Here is a 20,553-nt window from a genome sequence, read left to right as displayed (position 1 = left end):
CCCGGGAGGAAATTCCCCGGGGCGCCGACGTCAGTCGTCGAGTGCCCCCGGTGCGGTCTTCGCCACATTCATGAGGAACTCGATGTTCGTCTTGGACTTCTTGAGCCGGTCGATGAGCAGATCGATCGCCTGGTGCGAATCGAGGCCCGAAAGCACGCGGCGGAGCTTGTGCACCACGGCGAACTCGTCGGGGCTCATGAGCAGCTCGTCCTTGCGGGTACCGGACGGGTTGACGTCGACCGCCGGGAACACGCGCCGCTCGGCGATCTTCCGGTCGAGCTTGAGCTCGGCGTTACCCGTGCCCTTGAACTCCTCGAAGATCACTGTGTCGCCGGTGGAACCGGTCTCGACCATCGCGGTGGCGATGATCGTGAGCGATCCGCCGTTCTCGATGTTGCGGGCGGCACCGAGGAAACGCTTCGGCGGGTACAGCGCGGTCGAGTCGACACCACCGGAGAGGATGCGCCCGGATGCCGGCGACGAGTTGTTGTACGCGCGGCCGAGACGGGTGATGGAGTCGAGGAGCACCACGACGTCCTGGCCCATCTCCACGAGACGCTTCGCACGCTCGATGGCGAGCTCGGCGACCGAGGTGTGATCCGACGGCGGCCGGTCGAAGGTCGAGGCGATGACCTCACCCTTCACCGAACGCTGCATGTCGGTGACCTCTTCGGGACGCTCGTCGACGAGCACGACCATCAGGTAGCACTCGGGGTTGTTGACGGCGATCGCGTTCGCGATGTCCTGGAGGACGGTGGTCTTACCGGCCTTCGGCGGCGACACGATGAGTGCACGTTGACCCTTACCGATCGGCATGACCAGGTCGATCACGCGCGTGGTGAGGATGTTCGGCTGGGTCTCGAGGCGCAGTCGCTGGTTGGGGTACAGCGGCGTGAGCTTGTTGAACTCGGGGCGGCGCTTGGCCGAGTCGACCTCGCGGCCGTTGACGGTGTCGAGACGAACCAGCGGGTTGAACTTCTGACGCTGGTTGCCTTGCTCGCCCTCACGGGGGACCCGCACGGCGCCGGTGATGGCGTCGCCGCGGCGCAGGCCGTTCTTGCGCACCATGTTCATCGACACGTACACGTCGTTCGGGCCGGCGAGGTAGCCGGAGGTGCGGACGAACGCGTAGTTGTCGAGGACGTCGAGGATGCCGGCGACCGGCTGCAGGACGTCGTCCTCGCGGATCTCGGGCTCGCGCGAGTCCGAACCGCTGTCGCCGCGGTCGCGTCCACGACGACGCTCACGGAAGCGACGACCCCGGCGACCGCGGCCACCTTCCTCGTCGTCTCCCCCACGGTTGTCCTGGCCCTGGCGCGGACCCTGGTTACCGCCGTCGCGATCGCCGGCGTCCTGGTTGCGGTCGCCCTGGTTGCGGTCACCCTGGTTGCGGTCACCCTGGTTGCGGTCACCCTGGTTACGGTCGCGGCGCGAGGAGCCGTCGCCGGAGTTATGGTCCTGGCCACGCTCGCGGTGCGAGTCGCGATCCTGGACCTTGTCGCGCTGCGAGTCGCGATCCTGGCGACCGTCCTCGGACGCGTCGGCACCCTCGGTCTGCTGGTTCTGGTCGGCGTTGTCGCCACCGCGGCGTCCGCGACGGCCACGGCCGCGGCGGTTACCGTCGGATTCGTTGTCGCCACTGGGGGTCTGGCCGCCCTGCAGCTTCTCCTGCGAGCCTTCTTCACCGTGCTTCACGTCGGCCTTCTGCTCGGCCTGTTCGGCGTCGGCCTTCTGCTCGGCCGGTGCGGCGTCGGCCTTCTGCTCGGGCGCGGCGGTCTCGTCGGTGGCGGCACGGCCACGGCGACCGCGGGTGCCACGCGAGGGTGCTCCCTCGGGCTTGTCGGCAGTCTCGGGCTTCCCCGCCGTCTCGGTCTTCGCTGCCGCGTCGGTCTTCTCGGGGGCAGCGGTCTTCTCGGCTGCAGGCTGCTCGGCAGGTGCGGCGGCGCCGCCTCCCTGCTTCTCCTTGATCGCAGCGATGAGATCACCCTTGCGCATCCCGGAGGTGCCCTTGATTCCGAGCTCGGCGGCAAGAGTCCGCAACTCGGCAAGCACCATGCCCGAAAGGCCTGCTCCGCGGCGACCGCGCGTGGTCGTCCGGCTACCGGCCTCGGGAATGTCGAGAGCAGGTGTAGTGATCAGGTCCGTATCTGTCACGGAGATCCTTCCTTCCCTCGCTCGCTCATGCGCAGCAGAGGGGTCGTCCCGCAGATCAGTTCGTCCACTGAGCTGGGATTTGCCGTACGAGTTCAGGGAAAACGAACGGTCGGCACGTCCGCCACCACACCGAAATCCGGTAGGTGCGCTCTGTCCCCCTCCCGGATCCGGGAGCAGGTGAGGATCGATCCAGGCTCGACGCCCCGATGGAGCTGGAGTGATTACCCTGGAGAATCCGGCGACTGATACGCACGACGTGCGGACACCCCACAGAATAGCGACGATCTGTACGTAGAGCAAGAATCGCCGTGCCGGATGGGACGTGTGTGTTGCACCACCCGTCGACCTCCATCCGGCACCATCCGTCGGTCCCCCAGCACTGCGCGTCTACTCAGTCGACCTGGACGCCCTCGGCGATCTCGAGTTCGAGCACCGCCAGTTCGTCGGCCTCGGCGGTGGCCCGCAGTTCGTCGGGCAGCGCGGAGGTCGTGAGCGCGAGCATGGTCGGCCCGGCACCCGAGACGACGGCGGGGATGCCCGCCTCGCGCAGTGCGGCCACCCATTTGGTGGTGAGCGGGAGTGCGGGTGCCCGCTGGGCCTGGTGGAGCAGATCCTGCGTTGCCGGCATCAGCAGCTCGGGCCGCTCGGTGAGCGCGACGACCGCGAGAGCCGCTCGGCTGACGTTGAACGCCGCGTCCCGATGTGGGACGAGTTCGGGCAGCAGGCCCCGGGTGTGGGCCGTCGACGAACGGACCGACGGGACGAAGGCGTACGCCTTGATGTCCGGGTGCACACGCAGGCTCACCGCGCGGTAGGTCCGCTGTTCGGAGTCGACTTCGACCTCGGTCCACGACACCACTGCCCCACCGAGGACGCTCGCGGAGGCGTTATCGGGATGGCCCTCGAACTCGGAGGCGAGCTGCACGAGCTGCTCGTCGTCGAGGACGCGCTCGGGAGCGATCTTGCGGACGAGCCCGTTGGCCGCTGCCAGCCCTCCCACCGCCGCCGAGGCGGACGATCCCAGGCCACGCGAGTGCGGGATGACGTTGTGGCACACGACGTCCAGTCCGTCCGCCCACACACCGGCGGCCTCGAGTCCCCGCTCGACGGCACGGACCACGAGATGGGAGGGTCCCCACGGAACCTCCTGGGCGCCTTCCCCCTCCACCTTCACGTCGAGCCCGGAAGCCGTTGTCGTGACGGTGATCTCGTCGTACAGACCGAGGGCGAGACCCAGACAATCGAAGCCGGGACCGAGATTCGCGCTCGAAGCGGGAACCCGTGCCGTCACCGAAAGCCCCACGGGCAACGTCTGCGTCATGTCCTGATTCCCAACGGAGGAAGGCGTGGCGGTCAACTCAGGCCAACTCGAGCGCGGAGGCGACCGCGACCGGGTCGACCGGGATGGGCTCGACCACGGGCACGTCGCGCAGGGCCGTATCGGGGTCCTTGAGACCGTTGCCGGTCACGGTGCACACGACCTTCAGGCCGCGCTCGAGCCAGCCTTCCTTGCTCGCGGCGAGCAGACCTGCGATGGAGGCGGCCGAGGCCGGCTCGACGAAGATCGACTCGGACTTCGCGAGCAGCCGGTACGCCTCGAGGATCTCCTCGTCGGTCGCCGCACGGAATGCGCCGTTCGACTCCTCCTTGGCGGCCACCGCGCCGTTCCACGATGCGGGAGCGCCGATGCGGATGGCGGTCGCGATGGTCTCGGGATCCTTCACCGGATGGCCGAGGACGAGCGGCGCGGCACCAGCGGCCTGGACGCCGAGCATGCGCGGGCGGCGCGTGCTGAGGCCGTCGGCGGCGTACTCGCTGTAGCCCTTCCAGTAGGCGGTGATGTTGCCGGCATTGCCGACGGGCAGCACATGCACGTCGGGGGCGTCGCCGAGCGCGTCGACGATCTCGAAGGCGGCAGTCTTCTGGCCCTCGATACGCACCGGGTTCACGGAGTTGACCAGACCGATGGTGGAGAACTCCGCGGTGGTCTTGCGTGCCAGTTCCAGACAGTCGTCGAAGTTACCCTCGACCTGCACTATCTTCGCGCCGTGCATGACGGCCTGGGCGAGCTTGCCCATCGCGATCTTGCCCTGCGGGACGAGAACCGCGCAGCCGATGCCGGCGCGCGCGGCGTAGGCGGCGGCCGAGGCCGAGGTGTTGCCGGTGGACGCGCACAGCACCGCCTGCTTGCCGGTCGCGAGGGCCTCGGTGACCGCCATGGTCATACCGCGGTCCTTGAACGAGCCGGTGGGGTTGAGACCCTCGACCTTGACATGCACCTCGCAGCCGGTGATCTCCGACAGGCGCGGAGCCGGGAGCAGCGGCGTGCCACCCTCGCGCAGCGTGACCGTCTTCCAGTCGTCACCGATCGGCAGGCGCGAACGGTACGCCTCGATCAGGCCCGGCCACGGCGTGTGTACGGGGGTGGTGTTCTTCTCGGCCGCGCTCATTCGGCGGATCCCTCCAGTCTCAGGACGCTGGTCACAGCGATCACGGATTCGAGTTTGTCGAGCGCTGCGACGGTATCCGCCAGCGCACGGTCGGTGGCTTGATGGGTGAGTACCACCAGACGGGCAGCGTCGCCCGCGCCTTCCTGGCGGACCGCTGCGATGCTCACGCCCCGCGTGGCGAACTCGGCGGCGACCGCGGAGAGCACGCCGGCCCGGTCGGCGACCTTCAGATTGACGTAGTAGCGGGTGAGGATGTCACTCATGGGCGCGATTTCCAGCTGCGCGTACTTCGATTCACGCGGACCACGACCGCCCTGCACCCGATTGCGGGCGGCCATCACGAGGTCGCCCATCACGGCGGAGGCGGTGGGGGCGCCACCGGCACCCTGGCCGTAGAACATGAGCCGACCCGAGGACTCCGCTTCGACGACGACGGCGTTGAACGCGCCGTTGACCGAGGCCAGCGGGTGCTCGCGGGGCACGAGGGCCGGGTAGACCCGGGCAGACACGCGGTCCTTGCCGTCTGCGGACGGGACGCGCTCGCACAGCGCGAGCAGCTTGATCGTGCAGTTGAGCGCGCGCGCCGAGGTGAGGTCGGCGGCGGTGATCGAGGAGATGCCCTCGCGGTAGACGTCGGCGGCCGTCACGCGGGTGTGGAAGGCGATCGACGCGAGGATCGCCGCCTTCGAGGCGGCGTCGAAGCCTTCGACGTCGGCGGTGGGATCGGCCTCGGCGTATCCGAGGCGGCCCGCCTCGGCGAGCGTCTCGCCGTAGTCGGCGCCCGTCTCGTCCATGGCCGAGAGGATGTAGTTCGTGGTGCCGTTGACGATGCCGACGACCCGGTTGACCTTGTCGCCCGCGAGCGACTGGGTAAGCGGGCGGATCACCGGGATCGCGCCGGCCACGGACGCCTCGAAGTACAGGTCGACGTTGCGGGCCTCGGCCACCTCGGCCAGTTCGCCGGTGTAGGCGGCGAGCAGTGCCTTGTTGGCGGTGACGACGGACTTGCCGGCGTCGAGCGCCGTGCGCACGAGCTTGCGGGGCAGTTCGATGCCACCGATGAGCTCGACGACGATGTCGACGTCGTCGCGGCGGATCAGCGCCTCGGCGTTCGTCGTGACCAGTTCCGCGGGAAGACCCCGGTCGCGGGCGGCGTCGCGCACGGCGACGCCCCTCAGCTCGAGGGGGGCACCGATGCGCGCCTCGAGATCCGCGGCGTCCTCGCGGATGATCCGCGCGACCTCGGCACCGACGGTGCCATGTCCGAGAACCGCCACACCCACCGGACGCCGGCCCGAAGCATCGGTCGCCGTTACACTGGTCACTCCGAAACCTCCAAGTTGAGCAGATCTTCGAGGGTCTCGCGGCGCAGCAGAACGCGCGAGACGCCGTCCTTGACCGCCACGACGGCGGGGCGAGGAAGCAGGTTGTACCTGCTCGACATCGAGTAGCAGTATGCACCCGTCGCCGCGACCGCCAGTAAATCACCGGCTGCGACGTCTGCGGGCATCCAAGCGTCGCGGATGACGATGTCGCCGCTCTCGCAGTGCTTGCCGACGACGCGCGAGACCACCGGCTCGGCGTCGCTCACGCGGGAGACGAGGCGCGACTCGTACTCCGCCTGGTACAGCGATGTGCGGATGTTGTCGCTCATGCCGCCGTCGACGCTGATGTAGCGGCGGACGTGCCCGGAACCGACCTCGACGTCCTTGAGGGTTCCCACCTCGTAGAGCGTCACTGTGCCCGGTCCGGCGATGGCGCGGCCCGGTTCGACCGCGAGGGTCGGGGCCGGCAGCCCGGCGAGCGCGGACTCGGTGCGGACGATGTCGCCCAGTTTCGCCGCGAGGTCGGCGACCGGCGGCGGGTCGTCGCTCGGCACGTACGAGATGCCCAGACCACCGCCGAGATCGACGATGTTCATCTGCGAGGTCTTGTCGACACCGAACTCGGCGACGATGTCGCGCAGCAGGCCGATGACGCGGTGGGCGGCCAGTTCGAAGCCGTCGACATCGAAGATCTGCGAGCCGATGTGGCTGTGCAGGCCGACGAGGCGGAGATTGTCGGCCGCGAAGACGCGGCGCACGGCCTGCATGGCGTTGCCACCGGCGAGCGAGAGCCCGAACTTCTGGTCCTCGTGCGCGGTGGAGATGAACTCGTGGGTGTGGGCCTCGACGCCCACGGTCACGCGGATGAGCACGTCCTGGACGACACCGGCCTCACCGGCGACCGCGTCGAGCCGGTCGATTTCGGCGAGCGAGTCGAGCACGATGTGCCCGACCCCGGCGGTCACGGCGGCCTGCAGTTCGCGGACGGACTTGTTGTTGCCGTGCATCGCGATCTTCCCGGCGGGGAATCCGGCGTGCAGGGCCACGGCGAGCTCACCGCCGGACGCGACGTCGAGCGAGAGCCCTTCCTGATGAACCCACCGTGCGATCTCGCTGCACAGGAACGCCTTCGACGCGTAGTGCACCTTCGCCGACGGGCCGAAGGCCTCGGCGATCTCCCGGCAGCGGGAGCGGAAGTCGTCTTCGTCGACGACGAACAGCGGGGTGCCGTACTTCTCGGCGAGCTCGGTCACCGGGATACCGGCGATGCGCATGACGCCGTCCTCGCCGCGCGCGGCATTGCGGGGCCACACGTGCGGGGCCAGCGCGTTGAGCGCCGCGGTGTCGGCCGGGCGCTCGGGCAGGTTGGGGGCGTGCGGGATCTGGGCGTGACGCGGTCCCGCGGGGTGCGCGTTCACATCCGCTCCGGGGCGGTGACGCCGAGCAGGCCGAGGCCGTTGGCGAGGACCTGGCGTGCGGCCGCGCACAACGCGAGTCGCGCGGTGTGCAGCGGTCCGGCCTCCTCGTCGCCCTGCGGCAGGATCCGGCAGGCGTCGTAGAAGCGGTGGTAGGTGCCCGCGAGTTCCTCGAGATAGCGGGCGACGCGGTGCGGTTCGCGCAGTTCGGCCGCCTTTGCCAGCACCCGGGGGTACTCGCCGAGGGTGCGGATGAGGTCGCCCTCGCGCTCGTGGGTGAGTAGCGAGAAGTCGGCGCCCTCGGCGGTCAGGCCGAGATCGGCGGCGTTGCGCGCGATCGACGACAGTCGTGCGTGGGCGTACTGGACGTAGTAGACCGGGTTCTCGTTCGTGGTGCTCGCCCACAGCTCGAGGTCGATGTCGATGCTCTGGTCCACCGAGGAACGCACGAGCGAGTAGCGGGCGGCGTCGACGCCGATCGCCTCGACGAGGTCGTCGAGGGTGATCACGGTGCCGGCCCGCTTGCTCATCCTCACGGCCTCGCCGCCACGGACGAGGTTGACCATCTGGCCGATCATCACCTCGACGGTGTCGGGGTCGTCGCCGAACGCCGCCGCGGCGGCCTTCAGACGCGCGATGTAGCCGTGGTGGTCGGCACCGAGCATGTAGATGCACAGGTCGAAGCCGCGCGAGCGCTTGTCCTGGAAGTAGGCGATGTCGCCGGCGATGTAGGCGGCGTTGCCGTCGGACTTGATGACGACACGGTCCTTGTCGTCGCCGTAATCGGTGCTCTTGAGCCACCACGCGCCGTCGTCGAAGTACAGATTGCCCGACGCCTTCAGGGTCTCGACGGCCTTCTCGACGGCTCCGCTCTCGAAGAGGGAGTTCTCGTGGAAGTACACGTCGAAGTCGACGCCGAACTCGTGGAGGGTGCGCTTGATGTGCGCGAACATCAGGTCCACGCCGATCGAGCGGAACGTCTCGTGCCGCTCGTCCTCGGGGAGCTCGAGGGCGTCGGGGCGCTGCTCGAGCACGGAGGAGGCGATGTCGACGATGTACGCGCCGGCGTAGCCGTCCTCGGGGGCGGGCTGTCCGAGTGCGGAGGCGATGAGCGACCGGGTGAAGCGGTCGATCTGCGCGCCGTGGTCGTTGAAGTAGTACTCGCGGGTGACCTCGCCACCCTGGGCGGTGAGGATGCGTCCGAGCGCGTCGCCGACCGCGGCCCAGCGGGTGCCACCGAGGTGGATCGGGCCGGTGGGGTTGGCGGAGACGAACTCGAGGTTGATCCTCGTGTTCGCGAGGTCGCTGCCGGTGCCGTAGGCGGCGCCCTCGGCGAGCACCTTCGCCACGATCGCTCCCTGGGCGTCGGCGGCGAGCCGGATGTTGAGGAAGCCGGGGCCCGCGACCTCGGCGGAGTCGATGCCGTCGGCGGCGGTCAAGGCTTCGGCGAGCCAGGTGGCGAGTTCGCGGGGATTGACGCCGACCTTCTTCGCAACCTGCATCGCGACGTTGGTCGCGTAGTCGCCGTGCTCCGGATTGCGCGGGCGCTCGACGGTGAGAGTCTCGGGAAGAACGGACGCGTCGAGACCACGGTCGGTGAGGACACCGGCGGCGGTTCCGCGGAGCAGCTGAGCAAGGTCGGAGGGAGTCACAGGTGTCCATCCTATTGGCTGGTCGATCGCGGCGCCGACGCTCCCCCTACCGGCAGGTCCGGGCACCGCGCGAGAGCACGCCCGTAGAGTTGTGGGTGTTTGTGCGCCCGATGGGCGCGCGTCCGCCTGTCCACCCGTCGAAAGAGCACACAGCGATGCCCAGCGGTTCGGTTAGTGGCGGCTCCGGTAACAAGAAGACCGGAGCCAAGTCGTCGAAGGCCATTCAGGCCGCCAAGAAGAAGAGCGGCGGCGCTCCCGGGGTCTCCGCGCAGCGCCAGATCCCGTGGTTGACGATCGGCGGCGTGGCCCTGGTCGTCGTGCTGGTCGCCGTGATCGCTGTGAGCCTCATCCCGAAGTATCAGAACCAGCAGGAGATGTCGGCGTGGACGCCGTCGGAGTCCAACCAGGACCCGTCGGACGACATCGAGGGCGTGCTGAAGATGGAGTACCCGGCCGGTGTGCACGTCGCGCCGGGCCAGCGCGTCGCGTACGACCAGTCGCCGCCGTTCGGTGGCCCTCACGACTCCGTCTGGGCGACCTGCACCGGAACGGTCTACGAGCAGCCTGTGCGGAACGAGAACATGGTGCATTCGCTCGAGCACGGCGCCGTGTGGGTGGCATACAACCCCGATCTGCTCGACGACGCCGCGGTCGACACGCTCCGCGCGAAGGTCGACGGCCGCACCTACATGGTGATGTCACCGTATCCGGGACTCGAGGCTCCCGTCTCACTGCAGTCGTGGGGTCACCGGCTCGAGGTCGACAGCGTCGACGACGAGCGCATCGACCAGTTCATCAGCGCGCTGCGCCTGAACCAGTACACCTACCCCGAGGTGGGTGCGAGCTGCTCGACGATCCCCGGTTCGTTCGATCCGGCGAACCCGCCGGCCTTCGACGCCTCCGAGCCCGGCCCCGACGCGGTGCCGATGAACGCGGAGACCGCGGGCGACATGCAGCAGGCACCGGCCGGGAGCTGACGATGAGCGAGACCTCCTCGGACATCTCCACCCCCGAGCGCGGTGGGCACAACCGGCTGCTGCTGGTGCTGCTCACCGTCGCTGCGGTCACCGTCGGTTTCCTCGCGGGGTTCCTGTCCCGGATCCCCTTCGAGGACTCCGCGCAGGCGGCGCCGGAGGCCGGCTCGGTGGACGTCGGATTCGCGCAGGACATGATCGTGCACCACGACCAGGGCGTCGAGATGGCCGCCGTGGTGGTCTCCAACTCGGAGGACGATCGGATCCGCAACATCGCGTACGACATCCTCACCACCCAGCAGAACCAGATCGGTCAGATGCAGGGCTGGTTGTCACTGTGGGGACAGCCGGCGCTGCCGACGGGCGAGTACATGGAGTGGATGACCGAGACGGAGACGGGTCACGGACACGGTGATCACGGTGCGACCGCCGAGTCCGAGGATTCGGACGGCTCGCACCTGATGCCGGGGATGGCGACCTCCGAGGATCTCGCGAATCTCCGGGCCGCTCGCGGTCCCGAACTGGACGTGCTCTTCCTTCAGCTGATGCTGCGCCACCACGAGGGTGGTCTGCCGATGATGGAGTACGGCGAGCAGTACGCGAGCACCTCGGCAGTGCGCAATCTGGCGGGCACGATGGTCGCGACGCAGCAGGGTGAGTCGGATCTGATGAGGTCGCTGCTCGCCGAGCGCGGCGCCGAACCGCTGCCCCTCAACTGAGTCTTCGCGCGGGCGAACCGCAACTTCGGGCCGAAAACCGGCTCTGACCTGGCGATGTGGAGTTGAGCGTTCGATGCGCTAGGCTAACTCCCGCACCTCCGGTCATCCGGTGGTCCGGATGCCCTCGTAGCTCAGGGGATAGAGCGCTTGCCTCCGGAGCAAGAAGTCGCAGGTTCGAATCCTGCCGAGGGCACCACGAAGGCTCCGCTTCTCATGAAGCGGGGCCTTCAGGTGTTCCAGGGCCTTCGGTGTCCCAGAGGCCGGTCAGTTTCCGGTGGTGAAGGGTGTGGGATCGAAGTAGTCGCGGCAGGCCGCGATCCTACCGTGGACGATCTCGAAGACGCCTGTGACGGGCAGCTCGATCGTCCGGCCGTTCATCGTGAACACATCGGTGCGTTCGTTGAGCACGACGTTGCCGGAGACCGCCTGGTGGTGGATGCGGTAGTCGATGGCCCCGAAGGACGTCACGAAGCCCACGATGTACTTCTCGATCGCCGCGCGGCCGCGGATCGGTTCCATCGGGATGTTGTGGAAGACCGCATCCTCGGCGAAGAAGGCCGCGAGCTCGGCAGGATCGGGATCGGCCCAGCGACGGCAGAACTCGGTGACCAGCTCGTCGGGGCTCATCGGGTCTGCACGCGCGCGAAGCGGGCGGGTTCCGTACCGGGCACGCGACGGACCCGTCCCCGCTCGATGAGCTGCCGGACGTGCGCCGAGCCCTCTGCGAGCGCCATCCGCTTGCCGTGCAAGGGAGTCTCGTCCCACGGCCGGTACCAGCGCATGCGGGCGGTGGCCTCCCACAGCGTGAGTTCCTCGTCGCCGAACGCGTCGTAGAGATCGTCGAGGCGCTGGTCGTGATGGGCGATCAATTCGCCGACGCGGTGCGGCAGGTCGTCGATCTGCTGCCGGTGCGCGGGCAGTGCGCGTCGCACGGGCAGGCCGGCGACCGCGCGCAGCGAGTCGAGGTACTCCCCCAGCGCGTCGCGTTGCGGCAGAGGGAAATCGAACTCGCCGACGTGCGGGGTCGTGGTCGCGAGGACGTGGTCGCCGCTGAACAGCACGCCGTGTTCCTCGAGCAGGAAACACGCGTGGCCGGCGGTGTGGCCGGGGGTCAGCACGGTGCGCAGGGATCGTCCCGTCAGCGGGATCGTCTCGTCGGCACCGAGTTTGCGGTCGGGCAGCGCGTCGGGACGGCCGACCGCCGGTACGAGGGTGGCCAGCGACTCCTCGATCGCGTCCTCGGGTGCCCCTGCGCGGCGCAGCAGTTCGGCTTCCTGGGGACGGCGATCGTCGTCGGAGAGCATGACCTCGAGGTGGGCGAAGTCGGCCTCGTTCATCGCGACCCAGCACCCGGAGGCCTCCCGGATGCGTCCGGTGAGCCCGACGTGGTCGGGATGGAAGTGGGTGACCACCACGCCCTCGACGTCGGTGACCGACAGGCCCGCGGTGGCCAGGCCGTCCTGCAGCGCCGCCCACGACCGGTCGTCGTTCCAGCCGACGTCGACGAGAACGACGCCACGCGGGGATTCCATCACGTAGACCTGGGTGTCGCCGACCGGCAGGTCCGCCACCGGGACGGGAACGACGTGGATGCCGTCCCCGATATCACGCGCTTCGGCCATGGTGATGCCTCTCGATCATGGTGACTTTCGCTCGAAAGCTACAACAATGAATTCAACTATTACCCTGCGCGGGCTCGATGATCGCCACGATCGATCGGATCTCCCCCGCCGGGATGTCGAAGTGCTCGGTCACCGCGACCGACGTCTCGGCGCCCGGACCTGCTGCGATGTCCAGGACGAACCGCGCGACGACACTGTGGTGCCATTCGCGGAACTGCAGGTCGCGGACGCGGCGGATGGGCCGGTATTCCGGGCCGTTCTCGAGGCGGTCGCGGATCTCGATGCCGCTGTCGCCGGTGCGTTCCCCGTTCTCGACCCGCCAGGCGTCCTCGGCGAGCCGGACGTGGGACGCGTCGTGGCTGACCAGGGATCGGATGTATGCGCGTGCCATCGCGGCGCGGGGGCTGTCGGTCGGCCCGGTGGCGTGCGCGGCCAGCGCGGCCATCACCTCCGGTGCCCAGTCCGCGCGGCAGATCACGAGGTCGGGCAGATACGGGTGCGGCCGGTTGTATTCGAGTTCGCTGCCGTCGATCCGCGCGCAGTGCAGACCCGCAGCGCGCGCGACCGCGACCGGCGCCGCCGAATCCCACTCCCACTGACCTCCGGCGTGGATGTAGGCGTCGGCCTCCCCGCGGACCACCGCCATGGCCTTGGCACCGGCCGACCCCATCCGGATCAGATCGGCACCGAGATCGCGGGCCAGATCGAAGACGAAGGCGGGCGGCCTGCTCCCGCTGATGACGATGCGGGGGCGACGGCGGGCCGGCCGCGGCGCCGGGACCGGATCTGCGGTGCTGTGGACGACGCCGATCGCCGGTTGCGCGACCGCGGCGGCGGTGAGCCCTCGTCCTGCCTCCCAGAGCGCGATGTGGACCGCCCAGTCGACATGGTCGGGCATCCCGTACTCCTTCGACCCGTCGAGCGGGTCGATGATCCAGACGCGGTCGGCGCCGACCCGGGCCGGATCGTCCGCGGATTCCTCCGAGAGCACCGCGTCGCCGGGCCGCGCGGTCGCCAGCCGTTCGAGGATGTAGGTGTTGGCGGCGTGGTCGCCGCGCCGGCCCAGCTCGCGCCCGGTAAGGGCATCCGATTCGATGGCGCGGACCGTGAGCAGCAGTTCACCTGCGCCGGAAGCCGTCTCGGCCGCGAGCCGAGCGTCGTCGCTGTTGTCGTGCGTCATGGCCTCAACAATTCCACGACGAGGCCCGCCTGCACGGCAGGCGTGCCGTCGTGGGGGCGCACGACCAGCTCGGGATCGGACGGTGGTTCGTAGGGATCATCGACGCCGGTGAAACCGGTGATCTCACCGGCACGTGCCCGCGCGTACATGCCCTTCGGGTCGCGGGCCTCGCAGTCGGCGAGCGGCGTATCGACGAAGACCTCGACGAACCGGATCCCGGACTCCTCGTGCTGCCGGCGGATGCGGTCGCGGTCCTGACGGTAGGGACTGATGAGCGCGCAGATCGCGACGAGTCCGGCGTCGGCCATCAGCTGTGCGACCGCACCGACGCGGCGGACGTTCTCCGCGCGGTCCTCCGGACCGAAGCCGAGGTCGGCGTTGAGGCCGTGCCGGAGGTTGTCGCCGTCGAGGCGGTAGGCGGGGATGCCCTCGGCGAGCAGTCGTCGTTCGAGTTCGACGGCGAGGGTGGACTTGCCGGAGGCGGACAGCCCGGTGAGCCATACCGTCGCCCCGGCCCTCCCCCGTTCGGGCCGTGAGACCGCCGCCGAGTGCCAGACCACCGCCGTGTCGGCGAGTGTCGGGCCGGTGATCGTTCCGGCCGCGACGGTGTTGCCGGTGCGTTCGTCGACGAGCACGAAGCTTCCGGTAGTGCGGTTGCGCCGGTAGGGGTCGAACAGCAGCGGCTGTTGCGTCCACAATTGCACGCGGCCGATCTCGTTGAGACCGAGCGTCGTCGCGGCCTCGTCGCGGTGCAGGCTGTTGACGTCGAGGCGGTAGTCCAGCCGCGCGACCCGCGCGATGGTCGAGCGCGTGGTGTGCAGCAGGGCGTAGCGGGCGTCCGGATCGAGGGCGGAGCGTTCGTCGAACCAGCATACCATGGCGTCGATCTCGTGGCCGACGAGCGGACGATTGTTGGGGCGGCACAGCATGTCGCCGCGTCCGACGTCGAGGTCGTCCTCGAGTTCGACGCACACCGCCGCACCGGCGAAGGCGTGCTCGAGTTCCGTCCCGCCCGGCCCCCACAACGTTCGCACCCGCGTTCCGAAACCGGAAGGGAGAACGACCACCTCATCGCCGGGCGCGAATCCGCCGGCGGCGACCGTCCCGGCGTAGCCGCGGAAGTCGCGGTGTTCACCCTCGCCCGGCCGGATGACGTACTGCACGGGCAGTCGGGCATCGATGAGGTTGGTGTCCGACGCGATGTGGACCTGTTCGAGATGGTGCAGCAGCGAAGTCCCCTCGTACCACGGCATGTTCGCGGTGCGGGAGACGACGTTGTCGCCGTGCAGGGCGGAGACGGGAACGAAGGCGAGGTCGGGCATGTCGAGCTTCGCCGCGAGGTTCCGGAACTCGTCGCAGATCTCGTCGAACCGGCTCTGCGACCAGTCCACCAGGTCCATCTTGTTGATGCACAGCACCACGTGCCGCACCCCGAGCAGCGACGCGAGAAAGGCGTGCCGGCGGGTCTGCTCGACGATGCCGTTGCGGGCGTCGACGAGGACGAGTGCCAGGTCTGCGGTGGACGCCCCGGTGACCATGTTGCGCGTGTACTGCTCGTGACCGGGAGTGTCGGCGATGACGAATGTTCTGTGCGCCGTGGCGAAATAGCGATAGGCGACGTCGATCGTGATGCCCTGTTCGCGTTCGGCGCGCAGGCCGTCGGTGAGCAGCGCGAGATCGGCGCGGTCGGCGCCGCGGTCGAGGCTCGTGCGGGTCACCGCCTCGAGTTGGTCCTCGAAGACGGCCTTCGAGTCGAACAGCAATCGTCCGATGAGCGTGGACTTGCCGTCGTCGACGCTGCCGGCGGTGGCGATGCGCAGCAGGTAGAACATCAGAAATAGCCTTCCCTCTTGCGGTCTTCCATTCCGGCGTCGGAGATCCGGTCGTCCGCCCGCGTGGCGCCGCGTTCGGTGACCCTGCTGGCGGAGACCTCGGTGACCACCTCGTCCGCGGTGGTGGCGGCGGATTCGACGCAGCCGGTGCACGTCGCGTCACCGACGGTGCGGAACCGGACGAGACTCTCGCGCGGAGTCTCCCCGGGGAGGAGGGTAAGAAAACGGTTGTGCGCGAGCAGCATTCCGTCGCGCTCGATCACCGGTCGCCGGTGGGCGTAGTACAGGGACGGCAGGTCGACGCCCTCGTCGCGGATGTAGCGCCAGATGTCGAGTTCGGTCCAGTTGGACAGCGGGAAGACCCGCATGTGTTCGCCGCGGCGGTGCCGGCCGTTGTACAGCTGCCACAGTTCGGGTCGCTGCGCCTTCGGGTCCCACTGCCCGAACTCGTCGCGCAGGCTGAAGATGCGTTCCTTCGCGCGGGCCTTCTCCTCGTCGCGACGAGCACCCCCGAAGACGGCGTCGAATCCCTCTTCCCGCAACGCGCGCAGGAGGGTTCCGGTCTGGAGCCGGTTGCGGGTCGCGTGCGGTCCGTCGTCCTCGACGGCACGCCCGGCATCGATGTCGTCCTGCACCGAGGCGACGATCGACCGGATCCCCAGGCGCTCGACGGTGCGGTCGCGGAAGTCGATCACCTCGTCGAAGTTGTGCCCGGTGTCGATGTGCAGGACGGGGAACGGCAGCGGCGCCGGCCAGAACGCCTTGGCCGCGAGGTGGAGCATCACCGCGGAGTCCTTACCACCCGAGAACAGCAGGACGGGACGGGAGAAGGTCGCGGCGACCTCGCGGAAGATGTGCACGGACTCGGCTTCGAGCGCACCGAGCAGCGAAAGTTCGTAGGTCGGTGGTCGTTGCGGTGGCACCGTGGTCACTCGCGCCCCTCTCACCCGGCTCGGTACACATGTGTACCGATGCGGTCGAAGATTACTCCGCAACAGTAGAACGAGTTTCAATTCCAGGTCAACGGGTGGTCTCCGCAGCCCTCCGTCAGCGCAGTGGCCGGTGTCCGCCGAGATCTGCGGTGATCGCATCCGCGACCGCCACGAGCGCCGCGCCGTACCGTTCGATCCCGGCGGCGTCCACCTCCCGCTCGAGGTGCAGCGTGAGCACGAGCGACTGGTGGCCGTCGGGATCGTAGGCCGGGGCGGCCACGAGGTTGACCGCCCGCTTCTCCCCCTCGGCGAAGGCGTCGGGCAGCAGCACGCGCTCGCCGGGGCTGGCCACGAGTTCCGCCAGCATCTCCCTCATCTCGGGCGCGAGGTCGTGCGAGACCACTCCCGCCATGAGCGCGTACAGGCGACGGCCGCCGGGAGTGAGGGACTCCGCCAGATAACCTGTCCGGCGACATTCGGTGACGATCCGCCACAGCTCGTCGCGGTCGACGGTCACGGGCAGGGTCGGCTCTCGCCGCAGCCACTGTTCGATGCGCTCGTCGGTGTCCCACAGCACGTACATCAGCCCCACCGGGGGCGCGAAGGGGTACACCTCCCCCACGCGTGCCGCCGCGGCCGTGCCGTGGCCACCGATGACGTCGAGCACCGCGATCCGGTCGCCGACGACCGCCGACGCAGAGCACATCACGGCGAACTCCTCGGAGAGGGCGGCGAGATGCCGGTGGGCGACCGGCCCGGACGCGAAGCCGCGCTGGGCTGCGCGTCCCGCGACGATCAGTGCCGGCCCGAGACCGTAGGTCTTGTCGACGGGGTCGCGGATCAGATAACCCGCGTCGGCGAGCACGGTGAGGATGCCCAAGCAGGTGGGCTTGCTCAGATCGAGTTCGCGCGCCAGTTCCGACAGTCCGAACCGGACGTCGGGTCGCGCGACGAGGTGGTCGAGGACCTGCACGACGCGTTCCGTGGGCGGCGACCGGCGGGCGGCTCCCGCCCCGGCGGTCGGCTTCCCGAGTGTCTCGGTCTCGCGACGAGCCATTGACCCTCCCTGGAACACGTTCTACTCTCGGCGCAACGGAAGACTACCGCAACGGTACATATTTGGACCACAGGAGATCGTAGTGCTCACCGATCCGCTCACCGCGGCGATAGCCGAGGCCGAGAAGCTCGTCGCCACAGCCCCGCACATCCGCACCGAACAGGACCTCGTCGAGGGATACGGATATCTGGCGGGCGGGATCTCGGCGTGCGTCCACGCCACCTTCGCGTACAGCCGATCCCATCCGGTCTTCGTCACCGGCACCGGCCCCTACGCGAAGATGGGCCTCGACAATCCCGACACCCTGTACTGGGGCGCATCGATCCGCGACGACGCCGAGTACGTCGTCGCCGGGCGCCGCGGCACGACCTGCGATCTCAGTTTCCAGGTGCTGGCCGGCAACTACACCGACGCCGAGGTGCCCGGCAACGTCACGGCCTTCGACGACCGCGCGTTGACCATCGCCGACGACGGCACCTTCCAGGTGCGGTTCGGACCCGGCCCACGAGACCCGGAACGTAACTACTTCCCGCTCGTGCCCGGCTCGTCGCAGCTCGTGGTCCGCGAGGTCTACAGCGACTGGACGCAGCGCCGCGGCATGCTGAGCATCCACCGGCTCGACAGTCTCGGCACCCCGGCACCCGAACCCACCCACCAGGACGCGGTCACCCGTTACGAACGCGCCGGTCGCGCACTGGTCTCGCGGGTGAAGACCTGGCTGCAGTTCCCCGAGTGGTTCTACCTGAAGCTGCCGGTGAACACGGTCACCGAGCCGCGCCGCACCCCAGGTGGTCTCGACACGCAGTACTCATCCGTCGGGCACTACGAACTCGGCGACGACGAGGCGATGGTCCTGACCCTCCCGGCGAGCGACGCGCCCTATCTGGGCTTCCAGATCGGCAGCCTCTGGTACATCTCCCTGGACTACATCCACCACCAGACCTCCCTGAACAACAGTCAGGCGCAGGTCGATCCCGACGGGATGGTCCGGATCGTGGTCTCGGCCCGCGATCCGGGGCTGACCAATTGGGTCGAGACCCTCGGCCGCAGCCGCGGGATCCTGCAGTTCCGCTGGCAGCGCCTCGATCGCGAACTCACCGCAGCCGACGGCCCGACCGCCGAGGTGGTGCCGTTCGACGGGCTCTCCGAGGTCTTGCCCTTCCACGATTCGAACCGCATCACTCCCGAGGCCTGGGCGCAGCGCATCGCGGACCGTCAGCGGGGCGTCGCCGATCGGATGCTCGCATGAGCGCGGCAGCGGGACTGCTCCGCGACCGCGTCGTCGTGATCTCCGGTGTCGGCCCGGGACTGGGGCGCACCCTCGCGCTGCGGTGCGCCGAACAAGGCGCCGACGTGGTGCTCGCCGCCCGGACCCGGGAGCGGCTCGAGAAGGTTGCAGCGGAAGTCGAGAGCACGGGCCGCCGGGCCCTGGTCGTGCCCACCGACATCACCGACGACGAGTCCGCCGCCGCCCTTGTCGAGTCTGCGGTCTCGGAGTTCGGTGGTGTCGACGTGCTCGTCAACAACGCGTTCTCCGTTCCGTCGATGAAACTGTTGGCGCGCACTGACTTCCAGCAGATCCGGGACAGCGTGGAGCTCACCGTCCTCGGCGCGCTGCGGCTCACGCAGTTGTTCACCCCCGCCCTCGCCGAGTCGGTCGGCGCGGTGGTCAACATCAATTCGATGGTGCTGCGGCACTCCCAGGAACGTTACGGCAGTTACAAACTCGCGAAGTCGGCGTTGCTGGCGATGTCGCAGTCCCTGGCGACGGAACTCGGACCGCAGGGAATCCGGGTGAACTCCGTTGCACCGGGGTACATCTGGGGGCCGATCCTGCAGGGGTACTTCGAACACCAGGCGGGAAAGTACGGCACCACCGTCGAACAGATCTACGAGCACACCGCCGCCACCTCCGATCTGAAACGTCTCCCGACAACCGAGGAAATCGCGGATGCGGTGATCTTCCTGGCCTCGCCGATGGCGTCGGCGATCACCGGCCAGTGCCTCGACGTCAACTGCGGCGAATACCACCACTGAACGGGAAAGCACATGAGCGAACGCACCACCGTCGGCACCGTCGAGGATCTGCACGCTTCCGCGACCCGCCTGACGGGCCTGACCGATTTCGGCGACGACGACTACCGTGACGGGCTCGAGGTCCTGCTCGAGTCGTATGCGCGGGACGAGAAGCTCACCCCGCTCGGCAGCAAGATGTCACGGGTCTTCCTGCGCGGCGCCCTCGTGGCGCGGTTGCTGTCGGAATCTGCCTGGTCTGCCCATCCCGAGCACGCGGACGTCCCGGTCACCCGGCCGATCTTCGTCACCGGCCTGCCCCGTACCGGCACGACGGCACTGCACCGCCTACTCGCCGCGGATCCCGCCCATCAGGGGCTCGAGATGTGGCTGACCGAGATGCCGCAACCGCGACCTCCTCGCGAGACCTGGGCGGAGAATCCCGTCTTCGCCGGGATCGAGGCCGGATTCGCACAGCACCACGTCGAGCATCCCGAATTCATGGGTGTGCACTACATGTCGGCCGCCGAGGTCGAGGAATGCTGGCAGTTGCTGCGCCAGTCGTTCCGCTCGATCTCCTACGAGTGCCTGGCCCACCTGCCCACCTATTCGCAGTGGCTCGCGGAGCAGGACTGGACCGCGGCCTATGCCCGGCACCGGAGGAATCTGCAGCTCATCGGACTGCCGGACGCCGACAAGCGGTGGGTGCTCAAGAATCCCAGTCATCTGTTCGCACTGGACGAACTGCTCACGGTGTATCCGGACGCGCTCGTCGTCGTCACCCATCGAGATCCGCGCACCGTGATCCCGTCGGTGTGCAGCCTCGCGGCGCAGGCCACAGAGGGATGGTCCGACGCGTTCGCCGGTGAGACGATCGGGCGCAGCCAGCTCGACCTCTGGGCACGGGGTTTCGATCATTTCACCGAGGTGCGCCGCCGGCACGATCCCGCCCGTTTCGTCGACGTGGACTACCGGGATTTCGTCGCCGATCCGCTCGGCACCGTCGGCGGCCTGTACGACCGGTTCGGTCTGCCGTTCACCGCGGAGGCCGAACGCGCGATGGCCGACCTGCACGAAGAAAGCCGCAGCGGGGCAAGGAAACCCGCGCACCGGTACACGCTCGAGGAGTTCGGGCTGAGTGTGGGCGAGGTCGACGAACGTTTCCGCGACTACGCGTACCGCTGAACCCGGCAGGAAAGGCACCGGAAACCGGTGTGCCCTGGCTACC

Annotated in this window: 17 protein-coding genes and 1 tRNA gene; 6 read left to right on the top strand and 12 right to left on the bottom strand. The window is 68.8% G+C overall.

Features of this window, described 5'->3' with window-relative positions:
• Window positions 1-30: 30 nt before the first annotated feature.
• The 6 genes from rho to argS form a co-directional block, all read right to left on the bottom strand.
• Window positions 31-2,055 (bottom strand): transcription termination factor Rho, encoded by a 2,025-nt coding sequence (gene rho, locus K3M35_RS18105; RefSeq protein WP_220666839.1) that lies wholly within the window; start codon window positions 2,053-2,055, stop codon window positions 31-33.
• Between the two features lie 490 nt (window positions 2,056-2,545).
• Window positions 2,546-3,475 carry a homoserine kinase gene (gene thrB / locus K3M35_RS18100; RefSeq protein ID WP_220666834.1) on the bottom strand — a complete coding sequence of 310 codons (930 nt, stop codon included), beginning with the start codon at window positions 3,473-3,475 and terminating at the stop codon, window positions 2,546-2,548.
• 37 nt (window positions 3,476-3,512) lie between these two features.
• Window positions 3,513-4,604: a threonine synthase gene (gene thrC / locus K3M35_RS18095; RefSeq protein WP_006552580.1), complete on the bottom strand. Its 1,092-nt coding sequence runs from the start codon at window positions 4,602-4,604 to the stop codon at window positions 3,513-3,515.
• Window positions 4,601-5,887 carry a homoserine dehydrogenase gene (locus K3M35_RS18090; protein WP_016693794.1) on the bottom strand — a complete coding sequence of 429 codons (1,287 nt, stop codon included), beginning with the start codon at window positions 5,885-5,887 and terminating at the stop codon, window positions 4,601-4,603. The genes thrC and K3M35_RS18090 overlap by 4 nt, the downstream gene beginning before the upstream one ends.
• Before the next feature lie 38 nt (window positions 5,888-5,925).
• Window positions 5,926-7,347 carry a diaminopimelate decarboxylase gene (gene lysA / locus K3M35_RS18085; RefSeq protein WP_024103697.1) on the bottom strand — a complete coding sequence of 474 codons (1,422 nt, stop codon included), beginning with the start codon at window positions 7,345-7,347 and terminating at the stop codon, window positions 5,926-5,928.
• The gene (gene argS / locus K3M35_RS18080) at window positions 7,344-8,996 is read right to left on the bottom strand and encodes an arginine--tRNA ligase (RefSeq protein ID WP_006552577.1); all 1,653 of its coding nucleotides are present in this window, start codon (window positions 8,994-8,996) and stop codon (window positions 7,344-7,346) included. The genes lysA and argS overlap by 4 nt, the downstream gene beginning before the upstream one ends.
• A gap of 155 nt (window positions 8,997-9,151) precedes the next feature.
• On the opposite strand from argS, the gene K3M35_RS18075 reads away from it, so the two are divergent.
• From K3M35_RS18075 to K3M35_RS18065, 3 genes are all read left to right on the top strand, one after another.
• On the top strand, window positions 9,152-9,973 hold the full coding sequence (locus K3M35_RS18075) for a DUF3105 domain-containing protein (protein WP_138842516.1): 822 nt from the start codon (window positions 9,152-9,154) through the stop codon (window positions 9,971-9,973).
• Window positions 9,974-9,975: 2 nt separating this feature from the next.
• Window positions 9,976-10,689 carry a DUF305 domain-containing protein gene (locus K3M35_RS18070; RefSeq protein WP_006552575.1) on the top strand — a complete coding sequence of 238 codons (714 nt, stop codon included), beginning with the start codon at window positions 9,976-9,978 and terminating at the stop codon, window positions 10,687-10,689.
• Window positions 10,690-10,809: 120 nt separating this feature from the next.
• Window positions 10,810-10,885: transfer RNA gene (locus K3M35_RS18065), tRNA-Arg, on the top strand.
• A 68-nt stretch (window positions 10,886-10,953) separates the two neighbouring features.
• Here K3M35_RS18065 and K3M35_RS18060 read toward each other — a convergent pair.
• From K3M35_RS18060 to K3M35_RS18035, 6 genes are all read right to left on the bottom strand, one after another.
• Entirely contained in the window at window positions 10,954-11,316 is a 363-nt protein-coding gene (locus K3M35_RS18060) for a nuclear transport factor 2 family protein (RefSeq protein ID WP_064061230.1), read from the bottom strand.
• The gene (locus tag K3M35_RS18055) at window positions 11,313-12,311 is read right to left on the bottom strand and encodes an MBL fold metallo-hydrolase (protein ID WP_024103693.1); all 999 of its coding nucleotides are present in this window, start codon (window positions 12,309-12,311) and stop codon (window positions 11,313-11,315) included. The genes K3M35_RS18060 and K3M35_RS18055 overlap by 4 nt, the downstream gene beginning before the upstream one ends.
• A 52-nt stretch (window positions 12,312-12,363) precedes the next feature.
• Window positions 12,364-13,491: a 3'(2'),5'-bisphosphate nucleotidase CysQ gene (locus K3M35_RS18050; protein WP_094980664.1), complete on the bottom strand. Its 1,128-nt coding sequence runs from the start codon at window positions 13,489-13,491 to the stop codon at window positions 12,364-12,366.
• Window positions 13,488-15,323 (bottom strand): adenylyl-sulfate kinase, encoded by a 1,836-nt coding sequence (cysC, locus tag K3M35_RS18045; protein WP_094980665.1) that lies wholly within the window; start codon window positions 15,321-15,323, stop codon window positions 13,488-13,490. The genes K3M35_RS18050 and cysC overlap by 4 nt, the downstream gene beginning before the upstream one ends.
• Window positions 15,323-16,255: a sulfate adenylyltransferase subunit CysD gene (gene cysD, locus K3M35_RS18040; protein WP_220666833.1), complete on the bottom strand. Its 933-nt coding sequence runs from the start codon at window positions 16,253-16,255 to the stop codon at window positions 15,323-15,325. Before cysD ends, cysC begins: the two co-directional genes overlap by 1 nt.
• A gap of 115 nt (window positions 16,256-16,370) precedes the next feature.
• Window positions 16,371-17,312 (bottom strand): IclR family transcriptional regulator, encoded by a 942-nt coding sequence (locus K3M35_RS18035; protein ID WP_220666832.1) that lies wholly within the window; start codon window positions 17,310-17,312, stop codon window positions 16,371-16,373.
• A gap of 82 nt (window positions 17,313-17,394) precedes the next feature.
• Here K3M35_RS18035 and K3M35_RS18030 point away from each other — a divergent pair, with 82 nt between their 5' ends.
• The 3 genes from K3M35_RS18030 to K3M35_RS18020 are packed head-to-tail and all read left to right on the top strand — an operon-like array spanning window position 17,395 to window position 20,510.
• A complete protein-coding gene (locus K3M35_RS18030; RefSeq protein WP_220666831.1) occupies window positions 17,395-18,561 on the top strand; it encodes a hypothetical protein in 1,167 nt (388 codons plus the stop codon).
• A complete protein-coding gene (locus K3M35_RS18025) occupies window positions 18,558-19,349 on the top strand; it encodes an SDR family oxidoreductase (RefSeq protein ID WP_006552566.1) in 792 nt (263 codons plus the stop codon). The genes K3M35_RS18030 and K3M35_RS18025 overlap by 4 nt, the downstream gene beginning before the upstream one ends.
• A 12-nt stretch (window positions 19,350-19,361) precedes the next feature.
• Window positions 19,362-20,510 carry a sulfotransferase gene (locus tag K3M35_RS18020; protein WP_220666830.1) on the top strand — a complete coding sequence of 383 codons (1,149 nt, stop codon included), beginning with the start codon at window positions 19,362-19,364 and terminating at the stop codon, window positions 20,508-20,510.
• The last annotated feature ends 43 nt before the right edge of the window (window positions 20,511-20,553 follow it).

The sequence above is a fragment of the Rhodococcus sp. DMU2021 genome, from assembly GCF_019641445.1.
Taxonomy (GTDB): domain Bacteria; phylum Actinomycetota; class Actinomycetes; order Mycobacteriales; family Mycobacteriaceae; genus Rhodococcus; species Rhodococcus pyridinivorans.
The sequence above is the reverse complement of the archived record's forward strand: the minus strand, read 5'-3'. Positions and strand labels throughout refer to the sequence as shown.